The 13908-nt window shown below is 65.7% G+C and carries 1 protein-coding gene; it reads right to left on the reverse strand.

Annotation, left to right across the window (positions count from 1 at the left end):
- Positions 1 to 5 precede the first annotated feature (5 nt).
- On the reverse strand, positions 6 to 13850 hold the full coding sequence (locus BH95_RS09245; RefSeq protein WP_052059979.1) for a non-ribosomal peptide synthetase: 13845 nt from the start codon (positions 13848 to 13850) through the stop codon (positions 6 to 8).
- Positions 13851 to 13908: the final 58 nt, after the last annotated feature.

The following is a 13908-nucleotide window of genomic DNA, read 5'->3' on the forward strand; positions in this document are numbered from 1 at the left end:
TGCCGCTACTGCGCCCACGGGTGGTCGATGACCACGTCCACGACATCCGTCCCACCGAGGTTCACGTCGGCACCACTGCCGTGAACAACGTGCGTAGCCCAAGTGTCGTCGACGAGGTCGGGCACCTGGGCACTCCGGTCGTCCACCACGAGCGCAGCCCCCGTCGCGGCCGCGACGGCCACCGTCAGGACGTCGCGATCCCCGAGAAAGTGTCGTCGATCGGGCCGAGCCAGCGAACGTGCGTCACGGTCGACGGTCAGCAAGCGTGCCTCGTGGTCGACGGCGAAGGTTCGCCCTGACGTCGACGCCGACTGCGCCAGCCGACCGTGCGTGACCACTTCCCCGCCGGAGATGACGGCAGTGTCGTCGGGGTCGATACCGAAGCCTCGTACACCCCGGTCGACCGGCCGCGTCGATCGGCCGGACAGGCTCGCGTCGTCGACGGAGATCCAGGGAAGCGCCGAGCCGGACGGATCCGAGAAACCTACACCGACCGCGACCTCGCCGGCGTCGAGGGACACCGCGCCTCCGGCTGACCAGACAGCAAGGATTGCGCAGACGCCCTGCTCGGAGAACGGGAGATGGATCGTCACGGGTGTCCCCCGGCCGACGCCCTCGGACATCAGCAAGCGGGCCAACTGCGCGACGTGGTCCGAAGTCCGGACGTAGGACTGCTCGCCGTCTCTGTCGACGATCATCGGCGCACCCGGTTCCGCTTCGACCGCTGCGTCGAACATCGCCGCCATCGTGCGCTGGGCGGCCAGGCTCGAGTCGGCATCGCGGGGCTCGGGTGGAGGCGGGGCGGGCTGGGCGATCTCGATGTCGCCGACGACGGCGTCGTCGGCGATCCCGAACGAACGCAGAACCGACAACAACACCTCGGCGACGTGGACCACCGTGGACTCGTCGTACAAGTCGGTCGCATAGATCAACGAGCACGCGGATTCGGCTCGCCCATCGGATGCAACCGCATCCGAGAACACGAACTGAAGGTCGTATCTCGCGACGTGTTCTTCCGCCTCGAGTGCGGACACGGCCAGATCCGGAAGTTCGAGAACGGTGGTCGCGTGATTCTGTAGTGCGAGCAGCACCTGGAAGAACGGCGATCGAGACCTCGATCGCGGTGGGTCGAGCATGTCGACGATGCGATCGAACGGCACATCGGCGTGCGAGAACGCGTTCAGGTCGGTCTCGCGCACCAGGGCAAGCACGTCGCCGACGGTCTCGGATCCGTCGAGCGGTGTTCGCAGGACCACGGTGTTGACGAACATCCCCACCATGTCGTCGAGGGCCGAGTCCCCGCGTCCCGCAACCGGTGTCCCCACGGCGATGTCGGCATCGCCGGACAGTCTGGCCACAACAACGGCGAGGGCAGCGTGCAGTGTCATGAACAGCGTCACGCCATGACGACGAGCCAGCGTGTCGAGGGCCGACCGCAAGTCCGCGTCGACGACGAAGCGGTACTCGGCACCGACTCGACCGACGCCCACGCCCCGTGCTCGGTCGACGGGCACACCCCGCTGCTCGAGAAGTCCGTCCAGTGCAGTCCTCCAGTACGACTCCTGCCGTGACACCAGCGAGTCCGGGTCGTCGGTCGACCCCAGCGCCTCGAGCTGCCACAGCGCGTAGTCCGCATACTGAACGTCGAGCGGTGTCCACGACGGCTCCGTGCCGCGAATGCGTGCGTTGTACGCGATCAGCAGATCGCGCGTCAGCGGTGCCATCGAGAAACCATCAGCTGCGACGTGGTGGGTGACGAACACCATGACGTGCTCGGTGGGCGTCACCTCGAGAACACGCAGGAGCACCGGGACCGACGCGGTGACGTCGAACGGGGTCGCGAGTATCTCGCGTACACGATCGACGACGTCGTCACCCGAGATCTCTTCGAACACGAAGTCGATTGCTGCATCCGCGCGTGGAAGAACGACCTGCGTGCCGACGCCGTCGATGTCGGGATAGTACGTTCGCAGGGTTTCGTGGCGACCGACGACGTCGTCTGCGGCCCGACGCAGGACGTGGACGTCGAGGGTGCCGCTCGCTCGCAGCGCGAACGCGATGTTGTAGTCCGTGGACGTCGGGTCGAGTCGAGCGAGCAGCCACATGCGTTGCTGCGCCGGGGAGAGCGGAAGCGTGTCGGGTCTACCGAGAGACACCAGTGTTCGACGCCTGCCCGTCCCGACCTGGGACGCGATCCTCGCCGCGAGAGCCGACACCGTGGGCGCTTCGAACAGCGCTCGTAGGTCGACCTCGGTGTCCAGAGCCGCGCCCAGTCGGGCGGTGACCTGGGTCGCGACCAACGAGTTGCCGCCCAGCGCGAAGAAGTCGTCGTCCGAGCCGACCCGGTCGTTACCGAGGACGGCCGAGAATGCCTCCGCCACCGCTTCTTCCACGGCGGTGGACGGGGCGCGGTACGCCGTGTCGACGACGGTCGGTGCAGGCAGTGCGCGCCGGTCGAGCTTGCCGTTGACGGTGAGGGGCAGATCTTCGAGTTCGACGAAACCGGACGGAATCATGTAGTCGGGCAGTCGTTCTCCTACGGTTCGACGGATCGAGTCGAGGTCGCGAGACGCACCGGCCGCACGTACGAAGTACGCGACGACCCGAGGCCCGAGCGGTGGGTCCTCCCGCACGACGGCAACCGCTGTGGCTACCGAGGGATGGGCCGCAGTCGCTGCTTCCACCTCACCGAGTTCGATACGGTAACCACGGACCTTGACCTGTTGATCGGCTCGACCCGAGAATTCGAGCTCGCCGGTCTTCCCGGAGACCACCCATCGGACCCGGTCACCGGTGCGATAGAGAGGTTCGCCGTTGTCCCCGAAGGGGTTTGCTACGAAACGCGTCGCTGTCAAGCCCGGTCGTTCCAGATAGCCGCGGGTCACTTGAGAGCCACCCACGTAGAGTTCGCCTTCGACGCCTACCGGCACGGGATGCAGGCGACGATCGAGTACGTGTACGGACAGGCCCGCAATCGGCATCCCGATTATCGAGCCGGACTCGACGTCGGATGCAGCGATTCGCCGGACAGTGACATGCACCGTCGTCTCCGTGATTCCGTACAGGTTGAACAGTGCAGGACCACGGGCTTCGCCGTCGCCGTGCCTGCCGAACCACGTGCGCAGACGCCTCGGTTCGAGCGCTTCTCCCCCGAACAACACGTGCCGGAGAACAAGTTCCGTCGACGACTCGGTGTCCACGTCGACCAACCGTTGAAACGCCGACGGCGTCTGATTGAGAACTGTGACACGCTCGGAGGCGAGTAGTTCCCGAAACACCTCGGGAGAACGAGCGGTGTAGTGATCGACCACGACGAGCGTGCCGCCGTGAAGGAGGGCTCCCCACATCTCCCACACGGAGAAATCGAATGCGAACGAGTGGAACATCGTCCAGACGTCGGTCGCTCCGAACTCGAAGACGTCGTTCGTCTTCTCGAAGAGGGTCAGCACGTTGTCATGGGTGACTCCGACGCCTTTCGGCTGCCCCGTCGATCCCGACGTGTAGATGACGTACGCGAGCGACCCACGACGCAACGACGAATGCCGTTCTGCATCGGTCACTGTCGCCTCGGAGCGCCGATCCACCTCGGCCGCGGTAGGAGCGACAGCCGCCATGTCGACGGCAGGCAGTCCACCGAAGCGTGAGTCGACGCCCTGGTACACGGCCGCGACCGGGGCGCAATCGTCGAGGACGAAACGAACCCGATCGTCCGGGTGGTCCGGATCGATGGGGAGGTACGCGGCGCCCGAGGTGACCACGGCGAGCAGCGCGACCACGAGGTCCGCCGATCGGGGCAGCGACACAGCGACCGTAGCTTCCGGGCGTGCACCCAGCGCGATCAGTTCGCGAGCGATCACGTTCGCTTTCGCCGCGACATCTCGGTAAGTCCAGGATCTGCCCCCGTCACGCAGTGCAACGCGATCGGGTACCTCTCCGGCCATGGCATGGAACCGGTCGACCAACGTGGAGAATGCGGACGGCATCGGGTCGTCGGTTGTCTCGGTGACGAGTGCGAGCTCCAGCTCCGCAGCCGGAAGCAGCGTCACGTCCCCCAGCGGCTCGTGCGCCTGCTCCACGAGCGCGGACGCAGCACGTGCGTAGGCGTCGGCGATGCGCTGCACCGTGGCTCGATCCAGTGCATCCGCGGCGTACACGAATTCGACGTCCCACCCGGCCACGTCACCGGCGTCGTAGGCGTCGGCCACCGTCACCTGCAGATCGAATTTCGCCTCGACGGAATCGAATTCCACCCCGCTGATGGTCAGGTCGGGCAACTCCAAGTCGATCCGAGCGAGGTTCTGGAACACGAACATCACCTGGAAGAGCGGGTGTCTGCCGCGGATTCGGTGCGGATCCGTCACATCGACGATTCGCTCGAACGGCACGTCGGCGTTGGCGAACGCGGACAGATCGGTTTCACGTACGTCGGCCACGAACCGGTCGAAGTTCGCGGCCGGATCGACCCGGGTGCGCAGAACGAGAGTGTTGACGAACATACCGATCATCTCGTCGAGGCGACTGTCCCCACGACCCGCGACAACGGTTCCGACGGTGATGTCCTCGTTGGCGGACATTCGCGACAACACCACGGCGAGGGCGGCGTGCATGACCATGAACGGAGTTGCCCCGACGCCTCTGGCGTACGTTGCCACCGCATCTCGCGTCGACCGATCGATGGACACGACGACGGCGCCTGCCCGTTCCTCGGCAGCGGCCGTCGTCGTCGCGCGAGAACTGCTGCGCGGCAACTCGATTTCGGCAGGCACGTCCGACAGCTGCCGGACCCAGTAGTCGATCTGACGCGACGCGGGCGATGCGGGATCGTTTTCGGAGCCGACGAAATTGCGCTGCCAGACTGCGAAGTCCGCATACTGCAGGGGCTGAGGATCCCATGCGGGTTCGTTGCCGGTCGCCCGAGCTGCGTACGCGCGCGCCAGGTCCCGGGTGAGCGGACCTACCGAGAATCCGTCCACGGAGATGTGGTGGGCGACGACGACGAGGACGTGCTCGTCTGCGGACTCCCGCAGCAGAACCGCGCGTACGGGAACCGTCTCGGTCACGTCGAATCCACGAGACACCATCTCGAGGACTCGCGCGGTAGTCGACGCGGAGTCACTGTGCTCCACACGTAGTGCAACCGAACGGTGGGGTTCGACGAACTGGAAGCCGACCCCGTCGACGTCGGGGTAGCGCGTCCGTAGGATCTCGTGTCGGGTCGTGACGTCGTGAAAGGCCTCGACCAGGGCTCCGACGTCGAGGTTTCCTGTTATCCGGATCAGCGCGGGCACGTTGTTCGCTGCCGAACGAGGATCGAGTCGGTTGAGGAACCACATGCGTTGCTGCGGTAGGGACAGCGGAGCCGGGGTGTCGTGGTCCGGTCGTCGCGCCAGAACGCCTCGGACCGACCGCGTGGTCTCCCGCTCGATTCGTCCTGCGAGGACCTCGACTCCCGGAGCGTCGAACAACATCCGAAGGGGAACGTCGGTGGACAGCTCTGCTCCCAACCGCGCCACCACCTGGGTTGCGATCAGCGAGTTCCCGCCCAGGGCGAAGAAATCGTCGTCCAGACCCACTCGGGGTGCGCCGAGCATGTCCGAGTAGGTCGAGGCGACGATCTCCTCGACGGGAGTCGACGGCGCCCTGTGCGTCCGCACCTGGACCGCGGGCGCGGGCAGCGCCCGACGGTCGAGCTTGCCGTTCGGACCGACCGGCAGCCGGTCGACGACGACGATCGACGTCGGAACCATGTAGTCGGGGACGAAGCGCGCAGTAGCCGCACGGATGTCCGCTGCGTCGATGCTCGCCCCGTCCTCGGGTACGACGTACGCCACCAAGGAGTCACCGACGATTGCGTCGGTGTGCAGTACCACGACGGCCTGGCGAGCGTTGGGATGAGTGAGCACTGCAGCCTCGACCTCACCGCATTCGATGCGCTGGCCTCGAAGTTTCACCTGGAAATCGCTGCGGCCCACGTAGTCGAGTTCACCGACGGGGTTCCACCGCACCAGATCTCCAGTCCGATAGAGTCGTCCGCCCGTCGAATCGAACGGGTCGGCGACGAACCTCTCGGAAGTCAGTGTCGGTCTCGTCGCATAGCCTCTGGCGAGTTGTACCCCTGCCAGATACAGCTCCCCCACGACACCGGGCCATACCGGGTTCAAGCGCGAATCGAGCACGTACACACGGGTGTTCGAGACCGGCCGGCCGATGGGTACGGTCGGCGCAGCGGAGTCGACGATGTCGTACCGGGTGACATCGACGGCGGCCTCGGTGGGTCCGTACAGGTTGACGAGGTCGGTTCCAGCCAGAATTTCCGATGTCGCACGCACTGTGGCAGCGGGGAGCGCTTCTCCGGATGCGAAGATCCGCCGCAGCCTTCGCGCCGACCGCGCGTCCGGATGAGCGGTGAACACCGCGAGCATCGACGGTACGAAGTGCGCGACGGTGACGGAGTGCGTCTCGATCAGCCGTGCAAGATAGGTGGGGTCGCGGTGACCGTCCGCATCCGCGATCACCAGCGTCGCCCCGATCCCGAGCGGCCAGAACAGCTCCCACACAGACACGTCGAACGTCAGCGGAGTCTTGTGGACCACGACATCGTCGGTGCCCAGTGGATAGCACTGCTGCATCCAGTCCAGCCGATTGACGACGGCGCGGTGGCTGACCACCACACCCTTCGGCCTGCCGGTCGACCCGGACGTGAAGATCACGTACGCCGCGACGTCCGGATGGTGTCGATGGACCGACACAGTCGCGTTCGGTTCGCTCTCGACCGTGTGGTGCACGTCGATGGTGACGACCCCGGTTGTCGCCTTCGACAACTCCACGCTCGACGCAGCACCGTCGACGAGAACGACTGAGGCTTCGGACGCCTCCAGAACGTAGTGCAGGCGCTCGATCGGTTGCTGCGGATCGATCGGTACGTAGGCACCGCCGGCATCGAGCACGGCGTACACCGCGAGGACCGACTCGAAAGACCGTGACACTGCCACACCGACGGTGGTCTCCGGTCCGACACCTGCGTGTTGCAGCGTCCGAGACAGCGCCTTCACCTGATCGGAGAACTGTGCGTAGGAGATCTCGTGGTCACCGTGGCGAATCGCAATCGAATCGGGAGACCTCTGGGCAACCCGGCGGAATCGATCGAGGAGCATGTCCTCGCGGGCAGCGACCGCGGTTCGGTTCCATTCGGTGAGAACCGATGTCGTCTCGTGGTCGTCGAGAAGGTCGATGTCACCGACGACCGCGAACCGATCGGTGACCATGGCCTCGAGTATTCGGACGAATCGCCGTCCGGCTGCGGCGATGGTGTCTTCGTCGAACAGCTCGGTCAGGTAGAGGAACTGAGCCGACATTCCTGCGGGTTCGCCGGAACGGTCGAAATCCTCCGACATGGTCAGGTACAGATCGAACTTCGACAGCCCGGTTTCCAGTTCGACGCCCGCGGCGCGGATCTCCGGGAGCTCGACGCTTGTGCGTTCGAGATTCTGGAACGCGAGCATCACCTGGAACAGAGGTTGTCTCGCCGTCGACCTCGTCGGATCGAGTATCTCCACCAGCCGCTCGAACGGAAGGTCCGAGTTCGCGAACGCGTCGAGGTCGGATTCGCGCGTCGACGCGAGCACGTGCCTCACGGTGTCAGAGGGACGGATCTCGGATCTGAGCACGAGCGTGTTGACGAACATGCCGATCACATCGTCCAGCGCACGCTCACCACGGCCTGCGATCGGCGTTCCGATCGTGACGTCTTCCGTTGCCGCCGCACGTGCCAACAGAATCGCGAACGCTGCGTGCACGACCATGAACGGCGTGCATCCCACGTCGAGGCCCAGCGCGACGACGGCGCGATGCAATGCACCGCCGATCGCGAAGCGGTGAACGGCACCGCGCTCGGACTGCACGACCGGGCGAGGACGGTCGGTCGGTAGGTCCAGCTGCTCGGGGCTCCCTGCGAGACGCCGCTTCCAGTAGTCGATCTGCGTGCGAACCAGAGATTCCGGATCGTTCTCCTCCCCGAGGACCTCGCGCTGCCACACCGAGAAGTCGGCGTACTGCACCTTCATCGGCTCCCACATCGGTGTCCGACCTCCGACTCGTGCCGCGTATGCGTACACGATGTCTCGCATGAGGGGACCGATGGAGAAACCGTCGGCGGCGATGTGGTGGACGACGACCGCGAGGATTCCTTCGGTATCGCCGACTCGGAACAGATGGGCACGGAACGGCGGAGCTTCGGACAGCGCGAAACTCGTGTTCACCAGCACGCGGATGCGTCCGAGCGCGTCGTTCTCGGTGCAGGTGTCCACACCGAGCTCGAACGGGCTCTCGTCGATACGCAGAATTCGTTGGTGGCCGACACCGTCCACATCCGGATACACGGTGCGTAGCGTTTCGTGGCGTTCACGGATGTCGTCGATGGCCGTTCGGAGGGCTGTCTCGTTCAGCTCACCGGTGAGACGGACGACGATGGGAATGTTGTAGGCGGCGGAGTCCGGTTCGAACTGATCCAGGAACCACATTCGTTGCTGCGCAAGGGACAGCGGTATTCGTTCCGGACGTGTGCGCGCCGTCAGGGGTGCGCGCCGCTTCTTCCCGACGCTGCGATCGATCACTGCTGCCAGGGCAGCCACCGACGGTGCGTCGAACACGGCGCGGACATCGAGGTCGACGTCGAGTTCTGCGCCGACCCGGGCGGTCACCTGAGTGGCGAGAAGCGAGTTGCCACCGAGAGAGAAGAATTCGTCGTCGCGCCCGACTCGATCGACACGCAGGAGGCTGCTGTAGACCTCGGCGACTACGTGCTCGGCGCGAGTACGCGGCTCGGTGAACTCTGTGCGCTCGAACATCGGCTCCGGCAGCGCTCGCCTGTTCAGTTTGCCCGACGGTCCGAGCGGGAGCTCGCCGATCACGAGGAACGCCGACGGAACCATGTATTCGGGCAGTACCCGCCCGGCCACATCCCGCAGCCGTTCGGTGTCCACGGACGACCCGTGCGAGGGGACGATGTAGGCAACGAGCCTGTCACCTCGCACATCCACCACGGCGTGGTGGACCGAGCCGTCGCGGAGAAGAACGTTCTCGATCTCCCCGAGTTCGATGCGCAACCCTCGCAGCTTGACTTGAAAGTCCGAGCGGCCGAGGTATTCCAGCTCGCCGTCGGTGCGCATCCGTACGACGTCACCCGTGCGATAGAGCCTCGCCCCGTCGATCGAGAACGGGTCGGCGACGAACCGGTCAGCCGTCAGGTCCGGCTGATTCGAGTATCCGCGCGCGAGTTGCACGCCGCCGAGGTACAACTCCCCTTGCCCACCCACGGGGACCGGGTGCAACCTCGAATCGAGCACGTGCACACGAGTGTTGAACACGGGACGTCCGATCGGTACGCCGTCGGTGTCGGTGTCGGAGAACTCGTGGTGGGTCACGTCGACGGCAGCCTCCGTGGGGCCGTACAGGTTGACCACGCGTGCACCCGGCAGTGCCGTCTGCAGCGACGATGCCGTTGCGGACGGCAGGGCTTCTCCCGAGCAGAACACCCATCGCGGCGCGACGTTCGCCGGTGCCCTATCGGAGGCGTACACGGCGGCCATCGACGGTACGAAGTGCAGGACCGTTACCTGCTGGGACGACAGGAGCGAGGCCAGGTAGTTCGGATCACGGTGGCCGTGCGGACGCGCGATCACCGTTCGAGCACCGATGTGCAACGGCCAGAACAACTCCCACACCGACACGTCGAACGTCACCGGAGTCTTGTGCAGGACGACGTCCTCTCGGGTCATCCCGTATTGTTCCTGCATCCAGACGAGCCGATTCACGATGGCGCGGTGGTCGACCGACACCCCCTTGGGGGCACCCGTCGATCCCGACGTGAAGAGAACGTAGGCAGTGTTCGCCGCGGTGAGCGTACCGAGACGATCGGCGTCGGTCAGCGGTCCGGGCGAGAAGGCGCGCAGGTCGATCTCGTCCACGGACACCACCGGGACACTCGATGCTTCGAGCGCCTGGCTCGAGATCGACGCGCCGACAAGGTCCTCGTTCCTCGACAGCACCAGCACAGCGTTCGACGCCGTGACGATGTGCCGCTGCCGCTCTCCAGGCTGATCCGGATCCATCGGGACGTATGCAGCACCAGCTGCCTGCACGGCGTAAATGGCCACGAAGAGGTCGAAGGAGCGATGCATCGAGACCGCGACTCTCGTTTCCGGACCGACGCCTCGCGAGATCAGGTACCGCGCAAGCGTGTTCACGCGTGCGTCGAACTCCCGATAGGTCAGGGTGACGTCGTCGCACGTCAGAGCGTCGGCATCGGGCGACGCTGCCGCGCGCGCAGCGTACATCGACACCAACGTCGACGTCTCGTCGAACTCGTGATGGGTCGAATTGATCTCGTCGATCAACCAGCGGCGCTCGGCGGCATCGATCAGAGCGATGTCGCCGACGACCGCCGTCGAATCCTCGGACACCACGTCGAGGAGAAGACGAACGCGAGCGGCCAGCGCGTCGACGGTCGACGTATCGAAGATGTCGCGCGCGTACGTGATGGAGAATTCGATGCCGTTCGGGTCACCGGAGCTGGAGTAGCTTTCGGAGAAGACCAGTTCGAGGTCGAATCTGGCGGCATGGACGGCGACCTCCACGGGCGACAACGCAAGTCCGGACGCCTGTACGGTCGCGCGGCCTCCGTCCTGGAAGGTCAACAACACCTGGAACAACGGGTGACGTCCAGAGAAACGAGGTGGGTCCAGTATCTCCACCACACGGTCGAACGGAAGGTCCGCGTGAGCGAACGCGGACAGGTCCACCTCGCGTACTCGGGCCAACACGTCGTCGAAGGTCGCCGACGAGTCCACCGGCGTCCGCAGCACCAGCGTGTTCACGAACATGCCGACGACTGCGTCGAGATCGGTCTCACCGCGGCCGGCAACCGGTGTACCCACGACGACATCCGATTCACCGGACATCCGCGCCAACAACACTGCGATGCAGGCGTGCACCACCATGAACGGAGTGACGCCCCGGCGTCCGGCGAGTTCGACGATTCGACGATGGACGGCTGCATCGAGACGTCGGGAACTACGTCCACCCGATCCCGACCGAACTGGCCCTCGCGGCCTGTCCGTCGGGACGATCGTCTCCTCCGGCGCACCGGCGAGTGTCGTCGACCAGAACCTTTCCTGAGCCGCAGCCAGTGACGTCGGATCGTCGGATGCCCCGAGCAGCGCTCGCTGCCACACCGTGTAGTCCGTGTACTGCACCGGTAGCGGTATCCACTCGGGCGCGTGCCCAGCGAGGCGCGAGACGTACGCTTCCGTGACATCCGACGCAAGAGGGCGCATGGAGAAGCCGTCGGCTGCGATGTGATGGACCACGAAGATCAAGACGTGATGCTCGGATGCCGTGCGCAGTAACCTGACTCGGAACGGCGGCGCGGCAGTGACGTCGAACGGCGTCGTGGCGGCCCGCTCCAGGTGACGCATCACCGACGACGGATCCGCGTCGACGACGCTCAGATCGATCGGGGCATGCCCTGGATCGGCCACCGATTGGGTGCCTGTCCCGTCGACCTCCGGGTAGGTGGTCCGCAGTACCGCCTGGCGAGCGACCACGTCACCGACAGCTGCCGTCAGAGCAATCCGGTCCAGCGGCCCGCGCAGTTCGAGCGCCAGCACGATGTTGTCGGCGGCGGACTCGCTGTCGAGCCTGGCCGAGAACCACATTCGTTGTTGGGCAGCCGAGAGTGGGACGGGGTAGGTCACCGGCAGACGCCCGAGCACGGCGGTGCCGTCGGGCCCGGAACCGGCGGCGAACTCGACGACCGTCGCCCACTGTTCCACGGTCGCGTTGTCGAAGAAGTCACGGACGGCGGTGCGTACGCCGAATCGAGAATTCACACGGGACACCGCACGCGTCGCCGCCAAAGAGTTCCCACCGAGGGCGAAGAAGTCGTCGTCCAGCCCGACGCCGGATACACCGAGGAGCACCTCGAACTCCTCCGCGACACCGATTTCCGTGTCGGATTCCGGTGCGCGGAAGGCGGTTCGTTCGGCCGGGGGGTCAGGAAGGCTTCGCCGATCGAGTTTGCCGGAGTGTCCGAGTGGCATCGCGTCCAGTTCCACCAGGGCACTCGGCACCATGTACGCCGGAAGCACCGCCTTCAGCCTGGCCGTCGCCGCCTCCTCGTCGAATTCGGACGATCTCGTCGGCACCACGTATCCGACCAGGCGGTCGCCGCGCACGATCACCGCGCATTGAAGCACGGAGGGATCCTGCTGCAGAACGGTTTCCACTTCACCGAGCTCGATCCGCAGTCCGCGGAGTTTGACCTGGGAGTCACTGCGGCCGAGGTAGACCAGAACCCCGCCGTCGGTCCACTTGACCAGGTCCCCGGTGCGATACATGCGTCGACCTGAACCGAATGGGTCGGCCACGAACCGATCCGCAGTGAGCTGCGATTTTCCGACGTATCCGCGTGCCAGTTGAATACCGGCGAGGTACAACTCTCCGACCGTCCCATCGGGCACGGGGCCGAGTGCACCGTCGAGTACATACAGCTCGGTGTCGTCGGCAGCAACGCCGATGGGTACAGGTCCGTCGCCTGCCCCCGTCACGTGGTGCGCGGTCACGTCGACGGCGGCCTCGGTCGGCCCGTACAGGTTGTGCAGCTCGGCAGCCGACAGCGATGCGAACCGTGCTGCGGTGGCGGCACCGAGCTCTTCGCCCGACGCGAAGAGGTATCTGAGACTCGAAATATCCTCTGCGCCGACGACATCGACGAACACCGCCAGCATCGACGGGACGAAATGCGCGACGGTCACGTCGGTGGACCGGATGGTCTTCGCAAGGTATTCGGGGTCGGTGTGCCCACCCGGCTCCGCGACGACGAGCGTCGCACCCACTCGCAGCGGCCAGAAGAACTCCCATACCGACACGTCGAAGGTGAACGGTGTCTTCTGCAGGACGACGTCCCGCGCGTTCAGCCGGTACAGGCGCTGTCGCCAGTGCAGGTTCGCGGCGATTGCGCGGTGCGAGACCCCGACGCCTTTCGGCCGACCGGTCGATCCGGACGTGAAGATCACATAGGCCAGGTCGTCCGGCGCCGGTCCCGACAGATCCCCGTCACGGGCGTCGGAACCGTGGGTCAGGAGGGTTCGAACATCGACGACGGGCACTTCGGACGGCAGCCGGTGGGCGATGGTGTCCTCGGTGACGATCAGTACCGGCTCGGCGACGTCGACGATGTAGTCGAGCCGCTCGCGCGGATGATCGGGGTCCAACGGTAGATAGGCGGCGCCGGACTTGACGATTCCGTACATTGCCACGATCAACTCGACCGACCGATGCATGGCCACGCCGACGGTTCGGTCGGGCCCGGCACCCAGCGACACGAGGTGACGTGCCACCTGCTCGGCTCTCCGATCCAGCTCTCCGTAGCTCAACACCTGGTCTCGAAACCGCACCGCAGGGCTGTCCGGTGTGCTCTCCACGACAGCGTCGAATTCGTCGAGCAACGTGCCGGAAGGCCGGACATCGTCGCCGTCGAACTCGGGGGCGGCGACGAGACGGGACAGCGAGGCGGCGAGCTCGGTGAGAACGCGGTCGAACGCACCCTCGTCGGACTGGAAGGTCGCGGGAAGCAGGTCTCCCAGGACCAGAGCGAACAGCGCGTCCGGTCCGAGGACTCCACCCATGCTGGAGTCCAGCCGGTCCAGTGCCTCGGCCAGCTGACCGAATCGGACGGTCACACCGTCGAACACGAGGGCGGGACGATCGGCCTCCGCGTGCGCGACGGACGTGACGAGCCTGCGAACGTCGGTGACCGAGAGGGGCAGGCTGTGGTCGGGATCGACAACCATGTGGTGCAATCCTCCCCACCCTCGATCGAATGTTCGGTACCGCGGTGTTCGCGTGCCG

Origin of the sequence: Rhodococcoides fascians A44A (assembly GCF_000760735.1) — a bacterium.
Lineage (GTDB): Bacteria > Actinomycetota > Actinomycetes > Mycobacteriales > Mycobacteriaceae > Rhodococcoides > Rhodococcoides fascians_E.

Coding starts and splice junctions, on each gene's coding strand:
- BH95_RS09245 (WP_052059979.1), bottom strand. CDS start 13,850: ATGGTTGTCGATCCCGACCACAGCCTGCCCCTCTCGGTCACCGACGTT.